We start from the raw sequence: 18661 nt of genomic DNA on the forward strand, positions 1-18661 counted from the left end.
CGTGACTCGTGTGCCGATAGCTGAGCATGAAGCTGACCACAAAATAATTATCCCTTTAACGCGTGGACAAAGCAAAGTTTTTTCAAGGAAGAATGAAACCTGCTTACTTTCAGTTCTCTGTACAGATAGGACAGCGGCGGCGTCCTTAAAGGACACTTAGCCGTGTGTTCGTAACTAGGCCCCGACGAGTTCGGTGACGCGGACGCAGAAGTTGTCGTTCAGCACCAGAACCTCCGCTCGCGCAATCAAACGCCCGTTCACGAAGACATCAACAGGGTCGCCAGCCAGCTTGTCCAAAGCGACAACGGATCCGCTTCTAAGTTTCAGCACATCTTCCAGGAGCATGACCGTTCTTCCTAGCTCGATTCGCAGGTCCAACTCGACTTCGCCTAGCAAATCGATCGGCTGGCTTCCGCCTTCTTCGGCCGAAAGTTCCTGCAGGTTAAAAGCGGATGCGCCATTTGCGGAAGAAGCTTCGGCACTGGTGGCCTGATTGAGCGAATCGGTGGCCTGATCCAGTAATGCTTCAATGTCGTCAGTTTTCAGCGGACCTTCCTCGGTCGCCTTCGCTGCATCAGCCGCCATCGCCGCGGCCATTTCCTTTTCGATGTCGTCAGCCCCCGATTCGGCGGATGTCGCTGCATCTGAAGCCATGGCAGCAGCCATCTCCTTTTCCATGTCGAGATTTTCGTCGTCAGCCATGCTGATGTCCTGCGGGGACCAATTTTTGTTGTAGTGATCGATGAATCATCCGCAAACACGATGGTTTCCAGCAAGCCCAAAACATTTGATGTCTAGCGGACGAGTGGACACAGAAAATTGTGCGGCATAGGCGGCGCATCGTCGCCGCATCGTCGCTGTGGAGCCTTTGGCCGAATCGAGCCGCCGGAACTTTGGGACTGTCCCGAAACAACTTCCCGGTTTTTCCTGTCGCTGGGCCCGCCAGAGTTCAGTCCATCCGGACCTGTACCCGACGCCGTGAAGAGATTTGGTCCAGCAAAAACCATTGATTTGTTAAGCCGCGTGGGCATCGCCCCGCGAGTTTCGCCCCGCGTGGACGCGCGGGGCGATGCCCACGCGGTTAAACAATTTAGAAACTCTTCACGGCGTTGAAATGTACCCGACTGAACCCTGGCGGGCCCAGCTACGAAAGATCTCGCTAAATACAGAACTTGTTTCAGAACCGTTCCTTAGATCATCAAGCAGCTTCGATATCCAAACGAGCCGAGCGTGCGTCCAGGGCTAGAAACGTTGTCATCAAAAGCGTTGCTAAACAACTGATCGCAAGCAGTCCGGTCAGGAACACGGACCACCCGTAGTGCTCGGCGATCGAACCGCCAAAGAAATTGAATAGCATCGCGCCGCAGTAGCCGAACACGTCGATCAGGGAAACGAGCATGCCAGAATGCTTGCCGCCAAAGCGGACCGAAAACACGCTCATCGGAACGTAGTAAGCGGGCGAGATACTCAGTCCCAATAAAAACAAGACCGCGATCGCAACCGGGCTTCGAATCGATTCCGAAACGAAAGCCAGATTGCTAAGCGCGATCACGCAGCCACACCCCAGCGTCAGCATTCCGCCCAGAGCCCAAACCAACGTACGCTTGGAAAGATTGTCGTAGACGAAGCTGGTCAGCAACAAAGCGGCGAACATGCCTGCGGGAAACGAACTGCCAGCCATCGACGCCGCACTGCCGCTGATGCCCAGCGATTCGGAAAGGTAGATCGGGATGAAGACAAGGAAGTCCATCATGATCGTCAAAAAAACAATCCCGAATCCGATCGACCAAAACCGTCCGCTTCGCGCGAACGCTGTTAACGCCTCGTGCCAGTTCGCTGAATCCAACACATGGTCTGCACGCGAAGCGTTTGCGTCGTCGCCCAGTGACTTTGGTTCGGCAAGCCGGGACTTTGGTTCGGCAAGCCGGGACTTTGGTTCGGCAAGCCGGGACTTTGGTTCGGCAAGCCGGGACGTTGGTTCGGCAAGCGGGGGCGTTGGTTCAGCAAGCGGGGGCAAGCCAACGTCGGACGGTTCCTCTTTTAGAAAGAAGAATAGAACGGCAACGACCACCAGCGTGATCGCCGCGGAAAGCAAAAAGATCGATCGCCAGGAAACTAAACTGAGTGCGAATCCGAGGACCAGCCCCGCGCCGATCGTTCCCACGCGAGAACTCGTGCTGATCAGACTCCACACTTGGCCGTAGCGGTGCTCGGGATACCAACTGCCCACCATCTTGGTCATCGCGGGCCAACCGCCCGATTTCGCAAACTGTCCCAAGAAGTTCATCAAGGCAAAGACGGCGAACGAACCACCAAAAGCAAAACCGACGTTCGCCATCGCAGTCAGCGAAAGTGCCAGCAGGAACATTCGGCGACCACCAAGCCAATCGGCACCGGGACCGGTGACCAGCTTTCCCGCGATCGCGCCAGCGGAATGCCAACTCATCAAATGCCCAAAGGACTCCTTGTCCAGATCCAAGCTAGGGTCCAGCATCATCGCGGCGCTGGACGAGATTAGCGTGTTGCGGCACAGCATGAATGCGGCGTAGCCGGCATACATCGATGCCAGTATCGTTAACTGCCACTCGACGAATCGTTTGGTCTTCGATGGTGATTCATCCGCGGTGAACTCCGGTTCAACCATCGGAGTTCGCCATTGGCATATTCACTTCGACCGCTGCGGGGAATTCGATCTCCAGCATTTCGTGCATTTGACGATTCACCGCCGTCATGACCGGATCTTCGTCCGACCCTCGGGTTCGCTTGGGGCTCACCTCAATCGCCTCGCCAACCTGGATCGTTGCCGACATCGGGCGGTGGATTCGGCATTGGTCGGTTAGGTCTTCCTCGAACCGTTCGATGGTTTCGAGTAAACGTTCGGGCGTGGGATCGGATCGAATGTAGTCGGGCGGGTAATGACTGATCTGCTGGGCGATGTACATGTCCGCCAAGTGCCGCCAGCGACGCGAGCGCTCCGTTTCGTCGATGTCGCCATTGATCATGTCCTGCAGAATTTCAGTTCGCAAACGCTTCACTCTTGCAACGACATTTCCCTCGCCCGGTTCGCCAAGCCATTCTCTTTCCAGCGGCAACAAAATCCCGTCCAGAAGATTGGCCACACGCGGGGCGATCTCCCCTTGATGGACCTCGCCGAAGTATTCCATTTCCTTTAACCCCAGCAGCGTTTCGCCCACTCGCCGAATCCGGTCGCGGATGTCCGCATCGCGACGAGGTTGCCACGAAAGTCGCTGCTCGATCTGGTCGAGCGTTTGGTGGATCGCTTCCTCGATGTCACCGTGGAAGTGGTACCGGATCGCGATTGGATGCACGACGACTTTCCCGCCGGATGAACTAGTCTGGTTGGTTGAGCTGTCTTTTTTAGCCGCCCGTTTTTTTGCAGCGGAGCGAGCGATAAAGGACACGCCTTCCATCATCGCAATCAATCGATCGTTGGTCCGCGTGATGACTCCCTCGGGGAACACGACCAAGGGGCGTTTGCCTGCCTGCAAAATGTCGATCGCTGCCTGCAATGATTGGCGGTCGAGTCCCTCGCGATAGACGCTGAACGCACCTAAACGCCTAAGCAAGAATCGTTGCCATTTGCTTTGCATGAAAATATGCCAGCTCGCCATCGTGAACGGCACCACACCGACTTGGCGACACAGTTCATTGACGATGGCAGGATCCGTCGGTCGGCAATGATTGGGTGCCAGTAAGACTGAATGTCCCGCCGACATCGAATCACGCAACCGGTCCAGGTTTTCAAAGTGGAGTGATTCGATTCCATACTCACGTCTCAATTGCCGTCGAATCAGACGTTGCAACGCAGAAGGCCAAAGACGCCCGTGATAAGGAGGCACGAACTGGTAGGGCTGATCGATAACGACCGAATGCATAGATACGAAACGCTTTGCAAGGAAATCAGGCTGACAGTAAAAGAGCTGACAGCAAACAGGCTAACAGTGTAACGGAGCCCGTCGCTTAGGAGCCATCGCGAGTATAATCTTTCGCGAGCGTCCGCTACTTAGGAACGAGCGACCTTTTATAGTCGCCTTTCGCTCCGCGAAAGCAGCGGATTCGCTACTTTCGCGGAGCGAAAAGCGACACTAATTTCCCGCTCGCCACTTATTGTTCGGGCGTTCCCCGTTTTGTTGCCAGGAAATCCAGTGCTTTGGTGTGAGCCATCGAGCGAAGCTGGTCGTTCTCGAACCCGAGGCTGTAGTCACGGAATCGTAGTAGTGGATCGGCTTCCAGGTAGTTGAATCCGAATTGGCGTGGGTCTTGGTCGGCTTGGTTTAGCATCAAGGCGATCGCGACATCACGAACTTGGGTTTGAATCTTGATCTTGCGATCCGCGATCAATTGCCAGACGTGTGCTGTTCGATTGTCGTCGACAAAATCACTCAACTTCTGACTGGTTTGGTTTAGCTTTGCTACGACCAACATTGCCGTGACGGTTGATGCGGCTGGACTGTCCGGGACGCTCAACACGTTTTCAGCAATCGCCAAAGCGGTTTGATCACAATCGTAGCGAAGGGCCACGCGAATCGCTGTTCGACGATCGATAATTGTGTCGTGTTTCGCGAGCCAGCGGGTGACCAAACGGCTGAAGATCGTCCCGCATCCATCCGATCGATCCGCCACCGCATGCAGATCAAGCCCCATCGTTGGTTGGCTCAGCGACATTGCGATGCGAGAACTTTGCGTTGCGGCTTGAGTGTCGAATTCATTTCCAGAATTGGGGGAATTTAGTTCGGACAACAGCAGCAGAACCCAGCCAACACCATCGTCGGTGTTGATTTGAAATGGATTGGTGAATTCAGCGTGTGCGTTGCTGACGGATTTGATCGATGACAATCCTGTGGGATGCCTGCGACACAGGGCAACAAAGGCGCGCCGTGCTTCCATATCGTTTCCTGCTACTAACGAAAACTCTTTCCAACCGGTTGAGGTCAGTTCGTCGCTCGGTACGTTCGGGTTAGAAACTTGTTGCAGTTGGTCGCCGAATTCTTGTTGACGAATCATCCCCAGTATTTCGGCGACCGTCGATCGGACTTCCAACGAGGGATGTTTGAGCCCTTCACGCAATGAATCGGCACTGCCCGAATTCGCCAACGTAATCAGATCTGCTTTGGCTGCTTGCCGAGCGTGATATTGATCGCTATTTAGCTGATCAATCAAGTCGTCGATCGACTGGGATACCGCGACCTGGTTGCATAGCCCGGCAATGATCAACGAGAACAGAACGTTGGATAGATTCATAAAACGGCAATAAGAAAGGCTTGGTTTTCGCTGGCTGATCGAAATTAAGTGAACATCCAGCCTAGTTCGCGACTCGTGAATCCAGGCGTCATGAATCTGAATCGAGTGGGCTGAGATTGGTTGGCAAAAACGATTAAACTGAACAACCGTTACGACCCGACGCCACGCGAACCCCGCCACCGCGACTATTTCCCATGCCGATGACCATCATTGCCTTTGAAGATTCCAAGGCGTCTGATTTGCACCCCATCACGATCGGCCGTCCTGCGTACGCGATCACGTGTGCTGGGCTTCGGTTGGTGGATTGGTTGACGCGATTGAGCGAATCGACTGGCAGCGGGCTGCGGGGACAGATTCGGCCTCACCTAAAACTGATTCAGAAGCTTGATTTTGAAATCGAGTCGTTGCCGCCCACATTCGACGACGAAGATTGGAACGATTACGAAGACGGATTGCTGCTGGTCAATGCTCGATTGAGTCCAACGGTTTCAGTGGGAGAAGCGTTGTTGCAGGCCGCCAAACACGGTCAGTCCGGTGTCATCATCGATCAGCAGGATCAATCGATCTTGGTCGCTCGGGTGACTGGCAAAGATCTGCATGCGATTCGCCAAGCGGCAATGGCGAACGCAAACCCTGACGCAAGCCCAGACGCAGGTACAACCGGCCGTGATGCCTTTGAAGTTGTCTTGGAAGCTGCCGCGAAGTTCAGCCCGATCGGCGAAGCGGTCAACAGCAAACAAATCGGTGTGTTCCGATGGCCGCACGATGTGGTGAAGTGCCACATGACTCAAATGGAGTCTTCGATGAATCATCGTCTGACGTTGGCGGATTACACCGAAACGTCCGATGGCGTTTTTGTTGGAAAGAATGTCAAGATTGGACAGTATGCGGTGATCAACACTGACGATGGCCCGATCATCTTTGAAGACAACTGCAGCATCGGGCCGTTTTGTTATCTATCGGGTCCGATCTATGCCGGGGCGAACGCCAGAGTGATTGAACACTCGGCATTGAAGGACGGAGTGGCTTTGGGGCACACTACCAAGACTGGCGGCGAGGTCGAGGCGTCCGTCATCGAGCCCTACACCAACAAACAGCACCATGGATTCTTGGGACACAGTTATCTAGGCAGTTGGATCAACCTGGGGGCGGGGACGTGCAACAGTGATTTGAAGAACACGTACGGAAAGATCAATATCAACTACGGCGATGAAAAAGTTGCGACTGACATGCAGTTCTTAGGCTGCTTTATTGGCGACTATTCCAAGACTGCGATCAACACCAGTATCTTCACTGGGAAAGTCATCGGCGTTTGCAGCATGATGTACGGATTCGTAACGTCCAACGTTCCAAGCTACGTCAACTATGCTCGGCTGTTCGGACAGACATCCTTGTTGCCGACCGATGTGATGATCAACACTCAAAAGCGAATGTTTGCACGCCGGAAAGTCCAGCAGCGTGAATGCGACATGCAACTGATTCGCGACATGTATCAAATCACTGCCGCCGAACGTAGCGCTGAACCCGACATTTTGTAAAACCACCTCTGTTCGATTGAATATGAAAACGAATCCACCTATTCGCGTTGGCATCATCGGTGCCACCGGTTACACGGCGTTGGAAGCTGCAAGGTTATTGCAATCGCACCCCGGTGCCGAACTGGTTGCCGCAACCAGCCGCGCTGATGAAGGAAAGCCGCTAGCCGAAATTCATCCATCATTGGCTGGGCGATGCAGCGTCGCGATTGAGACCTTTGACGCGGAATCAATCGCGGCCAAGTGCGACGTTGTGATGTGCTGCTTGCCGCATGGTGCATCCGCTGAAACTGTCCGCCAGTTGGTTGATACGGGAGTTCGCGTGATCGATTTCAGTGCGGATTTCCGGCTTTCCAGTTTGGAAGTTTACGAGAAGTGGTACGGCGTGAAGCATCCGTGGCCCGAGCGGATTGGAAACGTGGCCTATGGCATGCCCGAGTTCTTTGCGGCGGAGATTGCCAAGGCTGATGTGGTCGCCAATCCGGGCTGTTATCCAACGTCAGCGATCTTGCCGCTTGCGCCGTTGGTCAAAGCGGGTTTGGTCGAGTGCGACGACATCATCATCGATTCAAAAAGCGGTGTCAGTGGCGCGGGGCGAAGTGCGAAGGTGGCAACGCTTTACTGCGAAACGAATGAATCGATCGCGGCTTATGGTGTGGGAACGCATCGCCACGGTCCTGAAATTGATGATCTTGTACACCGGATCGCGGGTTCAGAAGTTTCAACGATCTTTACGCCGCATTTGACTCCGATGGATCGCGGGATTTTGTCGACGATTTATGTTCGTCCTAAATCGGCGTCCGCTGATGCTGTGATGCAGTGCTGGCAGGAAGCGTATCGCGATCATCCGTTTGTATCGCCGGTCGATCACTTGCCAGCGACCAAGCATGTGGCGGGAACCAATTTTGTGCAGATGTCAGTTCGCGTTAGCGGAGATCGACTGGTCCTGGTTTGCGTAATCGATAACTTGGCTAAAGGAGCCAGTGGAGCGGCGATTCAAAATATGAATGTGATGTTTGGTTTGGAGCAAACGATCGGTTTGAATTAAGAGTTGTCTCGTCAGGCGAATTTTGGACAAAACGATGGAGGGGCAAAAGCGATGGAGGGGCAAAAACGATGATGCGCGGTCGGTTGAGGCGAACCAAAAATCGTTTTGCCGCTGCATCGTTTTGCCCATCTTCAGCATGGAAATTAGCTTGATGGATTTGTGCTCGCGTTATAGTGGGTTTTGCGTTTTGTATAATTTGTTTCTTGTTGTTTGAGCGGGCTGATTGATGGAAGAGCCAAATCCATATGCGAATTTCGACGCGCCGCAGCCTGAAATGCCGCAGCCTGTCGAGATTTTGCCAACGCCGCGATATCGGTTGTGGACCGTGTTTGCGATTGTGCTCGCGTCAATCGCGACGTTCTTTTTTGCCAGCGTGGTATTCACCTTCGTCGCGATCTTTGTCGTTCACGGCGAACTGAGCTTGGAATTGCTGGGCGATACGTCGAAAATCTTGGAAGTGTCGCGTGATCGTCTGGGGTTGTTCATTATGGTTGTGCTGCCGCAGTTTGCCTTGGTGCTTCCTGCGATCATTGCCGCCCGGTTATCGCCGACACCGTTGATGCAGCGGCTATCGTTGGTCCGTGGGCATTGGCCGATCTGGGTTTGGTTTGCCGCGGCATTGGCAACGCCGCTGGTCGGGTTGGTGTCCAGCATGGTGTGCGGGATGTTTTTGAATGAGAGCGAGAGCCTGAAAGAGATGAGTCAGATTTTTCGCGACCACGGTGCGTCCGGATTTCTGATCCCGCTATCGATGATGATCGGTTTGACACCTGCGGTTTGCGAGGAATTGCTTTTCCGTGGCTACATTCAAACTCGATTGGTTAAGGCCTGGCATCCGATTATCGGAATTCTGATTGCATCGTTCCTGTTCGCGATCTTTCACATGGATTTGGTGCATGTGATTGCGGTCTTTCCCATGGGCGTTTTTCTGGGGTGGGTCAGTTGGCGAAGTGGTTCGCTGATCCCCGCGATGATGGGTCACTTCGTTAATAATGTCATCAGCGTGGTTGCGGTCGTGATGGCACCGGAAGGTGAAGCCGACGTGTTGGCCGCGCCGGTGATTGCAGTCTCGTTGGCAATCATTGCCTTGGGGATCGCGGGCATGTCGGCGACCGTCACAGCATCGATTGCATTTGGGCCACCACCGGCAGACGAATCGGCTGGCGTTGTGGCAGAACCGGCGGTAGTTTGAGCGAGCTGGCATTTGATAGACTGTAGGTAGGGCCGGTACCCAACGGCCGATGACAGATTGGCTGGCACAAACTGGCCGGTGAGAACCGAACCTACGAGAATTTCAATGACGCCTTATCGCCTCGGTTTTGATCATCCGGCTTATCTTTGGTTGCTTGCTGCACTGCCATTGATTTGGTGGGTTGGGTTTTCTCGGTTGGCGGCGCTCGGGAATTTCCGACGCGTGGCGGCTCTTTTGTTTCGCACGGCAGTATGGTCGGCGATTGTGTTTGCGCTGGCGGGTGTGCAATTGGTCCGCGTCAGCGATCGGGTGACGGTGATGTACTTGCTGGATCAAAGCGAGAGCATTCCGCAGGCAAAGCGTCAGGTGATGTTGGACTTTGTCATTCGCAACGTTCGCCGGCATCGCGATCGGACGCGTGAAGATCGCGCGGGCATCGTGGTGTTTGGTCGTGACGCGGCGATCGAAATCCCGCCTTTTGATGATGACATTCCTGCACTGCGTCGGCTGGAGAGTTTGGGCGGCCGTTTGGACGCGACCAATTTGGAATCCGCCATCGATCTGGCCAAAGCGTCGATGCCAGAGGACACGTCGCGGCGGATCGTGATCGTGACCGACGGGAACGAGAACATTGGTACCGCCAGCGGCATTGCGACGCAGGTTGCCAAGTCGGGGATCGGGATCGATGTGGTTCCGGTGTTGTTGGAAGCACAGAGCGAAGTGTTGGTCGAAAAAATCGACCTGCCCAACAACATTCGCAAAGGGCAACCGTTCGAGGCTAGGATTGTGGTCAACAATTACTCGGACGCTGAAAAAACGGAATCTGTCCGAGGAAAGTTGCGAGTCAAACAGCAAGTCGGTGGCGAAGAAACGTTGTTGCTGGAAGAAGACATCACGCTGGATGCTGGAAAGAACGTCTTTCCGTTGCGGCACCAAATCGAACAACCAGCGGCCTACGTCTATGAAGCTGAGTTTGTCCCTGACACCGACGACGATGACGGGTTGTCGCAAAACAATCAAGCGACCGCTTACACCTACGTTCGCGGGAAGGGACGTGTGTTGTTGGTGGAGGAGCGATCTCGCAATGGTGACTTTGATTTAATGATCGAGGCGCTGCGGGACAACAACATCGAAGTCGTCACGCAGCCGAGTGATGAACTGTTTGGATCGCTGGCGGAACTGCAAGCTTACGACGCGGTCATCTTGGCGGGCGTTCCCAGGGTGTCTGGTGAAACGAGCGATCAGATTACTTCGTTTTCGGATCAGCAAATTGACATGTTGGTCAGCAATACCCGGCAATTGGGCGCTGGGTTGTTGATGATCGGTGGACCCGAAGCGTTTGGTGCCGGTGGATGGACCGGGACCAAGGTTGAAGAAGCGATGCCGGTGGATTTCAAGATCAAGAACACCAAAATTCAAGCCGTCGGGGCGTTGGCGTTGATCATGCACGCCAGCGAAATGGCGGATGGAAACTATTGGCAAAAAGTGATTGCCAAGTCCGCGATCGAACAACTTGGCCCAGCAGATTATGCCGGTGTTTTGCACTGGACCATGCGAGGCGATGCGTGGATGTGGGGTGGCCGAAATGGGTTGCTGGAGGTCGGTACCAACCGCAAGGCAATGCTGGCGGCATTGGGCCGAATGTCGCCCGGCGATATGCCGCAATTTGATCCGGCGATGCGAATGGCGGTTACGGGGCTGACGCGAACGCCCGCGTCAGTAAAGCACTGCGTCATCATCAGCGACGGCGATCCAACCGCGCCGTCGCCGTCAACGATTAGCGATTTCAAAAAGAACAATATCACGATCAGTACCGTCGCCGTGGCGTCCCACGGCTTGTCGGATTCACAGCGACTACGACAGATCGCAACCACGACTGGCGGCAAGTATTACGCAGTTGCCAGCGGGCGTGCATTGCCAAAGATTTTTCAGCGGGAAGCTCGTCGAGTCGCCAAGCCGTTGGTTTATGAACCGCCTGGTGGAGCGATTCCCGAGGTCGTGTTTCCGCATGCTTTGCTGGATGGAGTCGATCGGGTTCTGCCCAACGTCAACGGCTTCGTTTTGACTCAGGTCAAGGACAGTCCGTTGTCGCAGGTTTTGATTCAGTCGCCCAAGCCGGAATCACCTGAAAATGCAACCATCTTGGCTGTGTGGACTTACGGTTTGGGACGCACCGCGGTGCTAACAACGGACAGTGGTGCCAGGTGGGCAGGGGATTGGAACGAGTGGGCGGGCTACGACAAGTTTTATTCTCAGTTGGTGCGTTGGTTGATGAGACCGACTGGTGATACGGGGAAGTTTTCCATCGCGACTTCGGTTCGTGAAGGAGAAGTCCAGGTTGTGGTCAACGCGCTCAGCCAAGACGACGCGTTTTTGAACTTCTTGGATATGAACGCGACAGCGTTGGGACCGGATTTGAAACCAATCCCGCTGCGGATGAAGCAAGCAGCGCCGGGACGCTATGTCGGTTCGTTCCCCGGTGACCAAGCCGGAAGCTACTTTGTCAACGTGCTGCCCGCCGCCGGCGAAACTCCGCTGACAACCGGTGTTACGGTTCCCTACAGCGAAGAATACCGAGTGCGTGAGAGCAACGAAGCGTTGATGCAATCGCTGGTGTCTTTGAAACCAGACGGTGGTGAAGCAGGAATGATGACGCCGCCGCTGAGATCGCAGCCGTCCGAAGAATTGATCGATTCCGATTCGTTCCGCGGTGGTTTGCCGCTGGCACGCAGCATTCGTGACGCCTGGCCCTGGTTCGTGCTGCTCGGCTGCGTCACTTTTCTCGGCGATGTCTTTGTGCGGCGGGTTTCGGTGGACTTGGGTTGGTTAGGAAAGGCAGTCGAAAAGGTTCGCGGCAAAGTGAGCGATCAAGACGTTACCACCACGGCTCGGCTGGACACGCTGCGGCGAAATAAAGAGGCGATGGGTGAATCGATCGAGCGACGTCGGGCAAGCGTCCGATTCGAGTCCGAGAATGTGAACACGGATTCCGACACGACGCTGGACCAACCATCGACTGGGGCGGTTTCTAAGAAGCCAGCCAAGCAGGTCGATGCTGAGGATCAAAAAAGCTATACCGAACGGTTGCTGGAGGCCAAGCGGAAGGCGAAAAACTCGAAGAAGAGTTAACCACGGATGGCTTTCGCGGAACCACGGATTTTTCGCACGACCTCTACACCTATTTCTCCGCCCACAACATCCGTGGTTCCGCGAAAGCCATCCGTGGTTAACTTTTATCTATAGGTGGTATCAGTGGTCCGCGAATTGCTTGATAGCGTATAGTTACCGAGACCCCGCCATTTTGGCGTTCCACACCCGAATAGGAATTGATTGATGGGCCTGTTGATTTTGCTGATGATTGTGCCGATGGGCCTGGGTTTTTACGCTCAGTGGAAGGTGAAGTCGTCGTTCGCCAAGATGAGCAAAGTGCCGGCTCGGATGAGTGGTGCAGAGGCGGCGCGGCAAATGCTAGACAATGCCGGGATGCAGTCGGTGGGGATCGAACCGATTCAGGGTCACCTAAGTGATCATTATGATCCTCGTGCCAAGGTGCTGCGATTGAGTCCTGACGTTTACGGTGGCCGCTCGATGGCGGCGTTGGGTGTTGCCTGCCACGAAGCCGGACATGCTTTTCAGGACGCTCAGAATTACGCTCCGCTTGTGATTCGCAACGCTGCGGTTCCTGCGGCAAATTTTGGCAGCGGCATCGGCATGTCGATGCTGTTCTTCGGGATCATGATCGGGCTGACGCCACTGGCATGGCTCGGGGTTATTTTCTTCTCGGCAGTGGTGTTCTTTCAGATCATCAACTTGCCAGTTGAATTTGACGCCAGCAGTCGTGCAAGAGAGGAACTTGTTTCACAGGGACTGATCGCACGTGACGAAGAGAGGTATGTTGCCAAAGTGCTCAATGCAGCAGCGCTGACCTACGTTGCGGCGACGCTTCAGTCGGTCATGACGCTTGCGTATTACTTGTTCATCTTGTCGGGCAATCGGCGGTAGCGATCACACCGCCACCGGTGCCTTGATCGCGGGATGGGGATCATAGTCGAGCAGCTTGAAATCATCGTAGGTGAAGCCATCGATGGAATCGGGCGTTGAAGTGATTTGCATCTTGGGCAGTGGCCGCGGGTGCCGGGTCAGTTGCAGCTTGGCTTGTTCAAAGTGATTTCGGTACAGGTGCAGGTCGCCCAACGTGTGAACGAACTCGCCCGGTTTCAGACCTGTGACTTTCGCCATCATCATCGTCAACAACGCGTAGCTGGCGATGTTGAATGGAACGCCCAGGAACATGTCTGCGCTACGTTGGTACAACTGGCATGACAGTCGATCGCCTGCGACGTAAAACTGAAACAACAAGTGGCATGGAGGCAACGCCATCCCGGGAACGTCGGCGACGTTCCATGCCGACACGATCAATCGTCTGGATTTCGGATTGGTGCGAATTTCGTTTTGCACCCATGCGATTTGGTCGATCGTTTCGCTGGGGCCTTCGCCGTCCTTTGTTTTGCCGGCTGACCAGCTTCGCCATTGGTGGCCGTAGACTGGCCCAAGGTCGCCATTCTCGTCGGCCCATTCGTCCCAGATTTTGACTCCGTTCTCTTGAAGGAATCGAATGTTCGTGTCGCCTTTTAAGAACCACAGCAGTTCGTAAATAATCGATCGAACGTGCAGTTTTTTGCTTGTCAGCAAGGGAAACCCTTCGCTGAGATCAAACCGCATTTGTCGGCCGAACAAACCACGGGTGCCAACACCGGTGCGGTCGTCGCGATCAAGCCCATGATGAAGCACTTCGTCGAGCAGTTGCAAATAAGTACGCATCGTTTGAATTCTTAACAGCAGAGAAGGTGTAAGCGTTTTGCCTGATGATTCCGCATGCCATCGTTGGCATCGCGCAGATTGTAGAGTGCTTTGGGCGGAAGTTGTACCAGCACAAAAAACAGGATTGCGCCACGCCTATTTTGCCAGCGAGGAGTTTTGTCGGTATTGTCTGTTTAAAATTCAGCACAAAGAACGAAGACAAGATTCCGGCAGGGCAAAATGAAACAGCGTCTGATCCAATACAAAGACTCCTTTTCTTTCATCGGATTGATGGTGGCGGCGTTGTTCTTTGCCGCTTCGGTCACGCCGTCGTTGCTGCCACGAACTTATCTGGTTCAGGGAATCTTGTCGGGCTTTGCGTTGGCGATCGGTTATTGCGTTGGCGTGGTGCTGGTTTGGATCTACCAGTTTTTTGGATTTCGCGAACCCGGCGGTCGCACCCAAACGATTGCCAAACGCATCACTGCCGGTGCAGTGGCGGTCTTGTTTGTTGGCTTCGTTTGGCGAATGACGTATTGGCAAAATTCAATCCGCGACCTGATGGGCGTGGACGATTTGGAAACCACCTATCCCTACCGTACCGCGATCATCGCAGTCTTGCTGGGAGCGATCTTGGTGACGTTGGCCCGGTTGTTGGTTGCTGCTAGCGGATGGTTGGCCGACCGCCTGGATCGGTTCTTCCCGCGCAGGGTCGCCATCACGATTGGGTTCATCATCGTTGGTGCGGTGGTGCTGTTCCTTTCCAACGACCTTGTTGCGAAGAACTTGTTGTCAGCGGCCGATTCGTTTTTCGCCAAGTTGGATGAACGAAGCGATGACGATGTCGAACCGCCAACCGACGATGCGAAAACCGGCAGCGAAGCGTCGCTGGTCAATTGGGATTCGATCGGACGTCAAGGCAAAAACTTCCTGGCCCTCGGTCCAACCGAGGCAGAAATCACGAACTTCATTGGCGAAGAAGCTCAGCGACCGATTCGCGTTTACGCCGGCGTTAGATCTCGCCCGACAATGCAGGGCCGAGCCAAACTGGCGGTGGACGAACTCAAGCGAGTTGGCGGCTTTGATCGATCCGTGTTAATCGTCGCCACACCGACGGGCACGGGTTGGCTGGATCCGTCGGCGGTCGACACGGTCGAGTACCTGCATGGTGGCGACACCGCGATCGTCAGCATTCAGTATTCGTACTTGCCCAGTTGGATCACGATCTTGGTCGACCCGCAGCGTTCGATCGATTCGGCGAGAGCTTTATTTGACGAAGTCTATGGGCATTGGAAAACACTGCCCAAGGACGACCGTCCTCGACTTTATTTGCAGGGTTTGAGTCTTGGTTCGTTGGGATCGGAAGAGTCCGCTGACCTGTTGACGATTTTTGAAGATCCGATCGATGGTGCGTTGTGGAGCGGGCCGCCGTTTCCGAGCAAGCAGTGGAATTCGGTCGTTCGCAATCGTAATCCGGACAGCCCGGCGTGGTTGCCGACGTTCCGCGACGGAAGACTGCTGCGATTTACCGCTCAGGAAAACTCGTTGCAGCCCGAAAAGGAGTGGGGGCCGATGCGTGACGTGTACATCCAGTATTCGAGCGATCCGATGGTTTGGTTTTCGCCTAGCTTGGCGTGGAATCGCCCCGCGTGGTTGACCGATCCGCCTGGCCCCGACGTCTCGCCGCATCTTCGTTGGTATCCGATCATCACGTTCTTGCAAATCGGATTCGACCTTCCGATGGCGACGACCGTGCCGATCGGACACGGCCACAATTACGCTCCATCGAGCTACATCGACGGTTGGGTCGCGGTGACGCAGCCCGAATATGGATCGCCCAAACAAGTTGAAAAGCTAAAAGAGATTTTTCGTCTAAAAGTCGCACCGAAACCGTAGGTGCGAAACCCAACACCGTGAAGAGTCTTGGTCCCGGAAAACACGTGTTGGTTCGTTTAGCCGCGTGGGCATCGCCCCGCGCGTTTGGTTCCGCGTGGACGCGCGGGGCGATGCCCACGCGGTTAAACAATTTGGAAACTCTTCACGGCGTGGGGCGATGCCCAGGCGGATGAAACAAATCGTCCCGAAGGATGACGCGTCATGGCGAACGGACAATTAAGAGATTTGCCTACGGGCGTTTTTTTAGACGATGTTTAGTGATTCGGTTTGGTCCAGTCGATCGTCCAATGGCGATCGCTGGTCATCACAACATTCTCATTTGAGATTCCCAGACCTTTCGCGATGCTGGTGATCTCTTCAAGCGTCAGCGCTGCATGAAGTGATTGACGCAGCATCTGTTTTGCATCGTTGTTTTCATTGCCAGCGTGCAGGGCGACCAGATCTTCAACCTGTGCGGCAGTCTCCGGGCGATACAGATCTCGGATAAACAAACGTCCGCTCGGTTTCAATATCCGTACTGCTTCAGCCATCCCTTTGACGGGATGATCCAGATGATGCAGGAACGTGTTGGAGATGACTGTATCAGCCATCGCGTCATCAAAGCCGACCAGGTTGGATGCGTCGGCTTGTTCAAGAATGATCTGGCCGATCATGCCCGCGAAGTCAATTTCCTCTTTTGCGATCGTCAGCATCTCAGGCTCGAAATCGATGCCCATGACTTGAACATCCTGTTCCAGTTCCTGACCGAGTTCCTGAATTCTGGTCACCAGTTTGATCGGGATGTCGGCCGGTCCACAGCCGAGATCGACAACATGTTTGCCGACTTTTCCTGCGGAGAGTAAGTCGCTGACGAAGCGACCGTTGACGTCATTGTGGTCCATTTGACGATACAAATCCGATTCCGCTTTGGGATCGGCGATAGGTTCAGGGGTGCGGGGCAATGTCACGATTTTGGACTCTTGATGGTGCGTAGGTCAAAAAACAGTTTGAATCAAATTGATTTGCTTGCAATAAGAGGGAAAAGACCGCCCCTAGAGTGCAAAACCAGCCCGATCAGGCGTCATTGGCAGAAAAATCTGCGCAACCGGTATCAATTGACACCCCTGGGCAACTAAAACATAGGGCGAAACGATGCTTTGAGCGGTAGAAAGTCTTGGGCTTGGGGCACAGCGGATTAACTTAGGGACAATTGTTCATGCTTCTCTAGAAGAATTTCTTTGGAAGAATCAGTTCCTGCTACCAACGCTTTTGTCGAGTTCAACGATCATGGATCAAAGTCACACATCACCTGAGTCCTGGGCGACGGTCACACCGGCGGACTTGGTGCGTTCTATTTCCCGTCGCCTGCCCAGCGTTTTAGTGACGACGCTGTTGGTGATGCTGTTGATCGGAGGCTTATTGTTAGCTTGGCCGAACCAGTACGCGAGTGACGGTTTGTTTTACGCTCGGCTCGGTCGCGGTGCGGTTTCGATGGATCCGACGACAGAACCAACTCGATCAGTATCGCTTCAAGAGAGTCGCAGTTCAGAAGTGAATTCAATTTCACAGATGCTGACCAGCCGAGAAATCATGGACCGTGTCGTTCGGAAGGTTGGGGCTCGTGAAATCAATCATCCGCGAAACTGGATCGAAAAAGTTGGCAACTTAGTCAGCTCCAACGAAGCAAAGGAAGCGACCCAGCAGAGCGAAAGCAATAACGACCGAATTGAAACTGCCCAGCAACTCGCTCACGAAGTTGCGGTTAAGAAAGTCGCGAAGGCTGTCACCGTTACGGTTCCCAAGGACAGCTATACGATTTCGGTGCTGGCCAAGGGTAGCGACCCGATGCTGGTTCAGGAAATCGTTCAAGCAATTTTGGATGAGTATGGGGCCTATCACGTCGAGGCTCACCGATCTAACGGTTCGCTCGACTTCTTTGAACAGCAGTCTAAGGACAGTCGTGGTGCAGCGCTTGCGTCGCACGAAGCATTGCAGCAAGCTCGTCAAGACATGGGTTGGATGAGTGCTGAGTCGGCCGAAAAGGCGATTCAGGAACGAATGGTTGAGTTGGAAATTGCGCTCGACAAAGCCGAGAGTGATTTGGCGGATTCGGAAAGCCGAACCAAAGTCTTGAAACAGCGACTAGCCGGAATCAAAGAATGGATCCCGATGGAAACGATGCAGGTTGCCAACGAAGCAGCCGACCTGATGCGAAGTCAGCTTTATGAATCACAGCTCAACGATGGCGAAAAACTGGCGAAGGTCACCACCAGCCACCCTCGTTACAAACTGCTTCGCGAAAAAATGAGTTCCGGTGCAGAGATTGTTGATTCGGTTGGAAGCGAGCGTCAGCAGAGTACGGAGGCCATCAACCCGATTCGAGTCAAGTTAGAAACTGATTATGAAGTTGCCATGGCAAAAACAGCCGGGCTACGCAGCCGCCGCGATTCCGTTAGCCGTAGTTTGGCAGCGGCCAAACAGGACGCCAAGCGTTTGACGAAGGACGCGGTTGTCTTGAACGAGTTGGCTTGGAAGGCGGAAATCGCTGAAAACATTTACCTGGATCACTCGGAAAGTCTTGAATCAACGCGTCTGATGCACGAATTGGACATGCAAGAGATGTCAGACGTTTCCGTGATTCAAAACGCTTCGCTTAACCTGAAGAAAGTCGGTCCACCACGAGCGATCTTGTTTGGCCTGGGCGGTTTGCTAGGTCTGTGTGTCGGTGTCCTGCAAGCCTTGGTTCGTGACAATCCGGTAGGGTCAAAGGTCAGTTCCAACCGTGATTCATCAGGTCGCCGCAAATCAGACAAAATCGTCGTGCCTATGGAAGCCGCTGACGAAGCGGACTCGTATTCCACGGCAGATGGCTTGACGCATGTTTCGTCAGATCAAGAGGAAGAAGAAAGAAGCTGGGTGAAGGTTCCTCGCTAACGGGATAGCATCCTG

General features: G+C 54.2%; 13 protein-coding genes. 7 read left to right on the plus strand and 6 right to left on the minus strand.

Features of this window, described 5'->3' with window-relative positions; translation table 11 throughout:
- Positions 1 to 174 precede the first annotated feature (174 nt).
- From fliN to RC85_RS03460, 4 genes are all read right to left on the minus strand, one after another.
- On the minus strand, positions 175 to 702 hold the full coding sequence (gene fliN / locus RC85_RS03445; RefSeq protein ID WP_235033263.1) for a flagellar motor switch protein FliN: 528 nt from the start codon (positions 700 to 702) through the stop codon (positions 175 to 177).
- 496 nt (positions 703 to 1198) lie between these two features.
- Positions 1199 to 2644, minus strand: coding sequence for an MFS transporter (locus RC85_RS03450; RefSeq protein WP_068258670.1), 1446 nt, complete (start codon positions 2642 to 2644; stop codon positions 1199 to 1201).
- Entirely contained in the window at positions 2637 to 3896 is a 1260-nt protein-coding gene (locus tag RC85_RS03455; protein WP_068258672.1) for a 1-acyl-sn-glycerol-3-phosphate acyltransferase, read from the minus strand. The genes RC85_RS03450 and RC85_RS03455 overlap by 8 nt, the downstream gene beginning before the upstream one ends.
- Before the next feature lie 229 nt (positions 3897 to 4125).
- The gene (locus RC85_RS03460) at positions 4126 to 5262 is read right to left on the minus strand and encodes a HEAT repeat domain-containing protein (protein WP_068258674.1); all 1137 of its coding nucleotides are present in this window, start codon (positions 5260 to 5262) and stop codon (positions 4126 to 4128) included.
- Between the two features lie 194 nt (positions 5263 to 5456).
- On the opposite strand from RC85_RS03460, the gene RC85_RS03465 reads away from it, so the two are divergent.
- From RC85_RS03465 to RC85_RS03490, 5 genes are all read left to right on the plus strand, one after another.
- A complete protein-coding gene (locus RC85_RS03465) occupies positions 5457 to 6800 on the plus strand; it encodes a putative sugar nucleotidyl transferase (protein ID WP_261340464.1) in 1344 nt (447 codons plus the stop codon).
- 22 nt (positions 6801 to 6822) lie between these two features.
- Positions 6823 to 7845 carry an N-acetyl-gamma-glutamyl-phosphate reductase gene (argC, locus tag RC85_RS03470; protein ID WP_068258676.1) on the plus strand — a complete coding sequence of 341 codons (1023 nt, stop codon included), beginning with the start codon at positions 6823 to 6825 and terminating at the stop codon, positions 7843 to 7845.
- Positions 7846 to 8071: 226 nt separating this feature from the next.
- A complete protein-coding gene (locus RC85_RS03480) occupies positions 8072 to 9037 on the plus strand; it encodes a type II CAAX endopeptidase family protein (protein WP_068258681.1) in 966 nt (321 codons plus the stop codon).
- 105 nt (positions 9038 to 9142) lie between these two features.
- On the plus strand, positions 9143 to 12166 hold the full coding sequence (locus RC85_RS03485; RefSeq protein ID WP_068258683.1) for a VWA domain-containing protein: 3024 nt from the start codon (positions 9143 to 9145) through the stop codon (positions 12164 to 12166).
- A gap of 204 nt (positions 12167 to 12370) precedes the next feature.
- Entirely contained in the window at positions 12371 to 13039 is a 669-nt protein-coding gene (locus RC85_RS03490; protein WP_068258685.1) for a zinc metallopeptidase, read from the plus strand.
- Between the two features lie 3 nt (positions 13040 to 13042).
- Here RC85_RS03490 and RC85_RS03495 read toward each other — a convergent pair whose 3' ends face one another.
- Positions 13043 to 13858: a thymidylate synthase gene (locus RC85_RS03495; RefSeq protein ID WP_068258687.1), complete on the minus strand. Its 816-nt coding sequence runs from the start codon at positions 13856 to 13858 to the stop codon at positions 13043 to 13045.
- Between the two features lie 219 nt (positions 13859 to 14077).
- Here RC85_RS03495 and RC85_RS03500 point away from each other — a divergent pair, with 219 nt between their 5' ends.
- Complete coding sequence (locus RC85_RS03500) at positions 14078 to 15733, plus strand: alpha/beta hydrolase (protein ID WP_068258689.1); 1656 nt, start codon at positions 14078 to 14080, stop codon at positions 15731 to 15733.
- Between the two features lie 254 nt (positions 15734 to 15987).
- Here the strand turns inward: RC85_RS03500 and RC85_RS03505 are convergent, their stop codons facing one another.
- The gene (locus RC85_RS03505) at positions 15988 to 16680 is read right to left on the minus strand and encodes a class I SAM-dependent methyltransferase (RefSeq protein WP_068258691.1); all 693 of its coding nucleotides are present in this window, start codon (positions 16678 to 16680) and stop codon (positions 15988 to 15990) included.
- A gap of 319 nt (positions 16681 to 16999) precedes the next feature.
- On the opposite strand from RC85_RS03505, the gene RC85_RS03510 reads away from it, so the two are divergent.
- Positions 17000 to 18646 carry a GumC domain-containing protein gene (locus RC85_RS03510; RefSeq protein ID WP_068258693.1) on the plus strand — a complete coding sequence of 549 codons (1647 nt, stop codon included), beginning with the start codon at positions 17000 to 17002 and terminating at the stop codon, positions 18644 to 18646.
- Positions 18647 to 18661: the final 15 nt, after the last annotated feature.

This window comes from Rubripirellula obstinata, from assembly GCF_001642955.1.
In the GTDB taxonomy this organism is placed as follows: domain Bacteria; phylum Planctomycetota; class Planctomycetia; order Pirellulales; family Pirellulaceae; genus Rubripirellula; species Rubripirellula obstinata.

What these genes read in the sequence shown, in the direction of transcription:
- fliN (WP_235033263.1), bottom strand. Translation starts at nt 702, where the DNA reads ATGGCTGACGACGAAAATCTCGACATGGAAAAGGAGATGGCTGCTGCC.
- RC85_RS03450 (WP_068258670.1), bottom strand. Translation starts at nt 2,644, where the DNA reads ATGGTTGAACCGGAGTTCACCGCGGATGAATCACCATCGAAGACCAAA.
- RC85_RS03455 (WP_068258672.1), bottom strand. Translation starts at nt 3,896, where the DNA reads ATGCATTCGGTCGTTATCGATCAGCCCTACCAGTTCGTGCCTCCTTAT.
- RC85_RS03460 (WP_068258674.1), bottom strand. Translation starts at nt 5,262, where the DNA reads ATGAATCTATCCAACGTTCTGTTCTCGTTGATCATTGCCGGGCTATGC.
- RC85_RS03465 (WP_261340464.1), top strand. Translation starts at nt 5,457, where the DNA reads ATGCCGATGACCATCATTGCCTTTGAAGATTCCAAGGCGTCTGATTTG.
- argC (WP_068258676.1), top strand. Translation starts at nt 6,823, where the DNA reads ATGAAAACGAATCCACCTATTCGCGTTGGCATCATCGGTGCCACCGGT.
- RC85_RS03480 (WP_068258681.1), top strand. Translation starts at nt 8,072, where the DNA reads ATGGAAGAGCCAAATCCATATGCGAATTTCGACGCGCCGCAGCCTGAA.
- RC85_RS03485 (WP_068258683.1), top strand. Translation starts at nt 9,143, where the DNA reads ATGACGCCTTATCGCCTCGGTTTTGATCATCCGGCTTATCTTTGGTTG.
- RC85_RS03490 (WP_068258685.1), top strand. Translation starts at nt 12,371, where the DNA reads ATGGGCCTGTTGATTTTGCTGATGATTGTGCCGATGGGCCTGGGTTTT.
- RC85_RS03495 (WP_068258687.1), bottom strand. Translation starts at nt 13,858, where the DNA reads ATGCGTACTTATTTGCAACTGCTCGACGAAGTGCTTCATCATGGGCTT.
- RC85_RS03500 (WP_068258689.1), top strand. Translation starts at nt 14,078, where the DNA reads ATGAAACAGCGTCTGATCCAATACAAAGACTCCTTTTCTTTCATCGGA.
- RC85_RS03510 (WP_068258693.1), top strand. Translation starts at nt 17,000, where the DNA reads ATGGATCAAAGTCACACATCACCTGAGTCCTGGGCGACGGTCACACCG.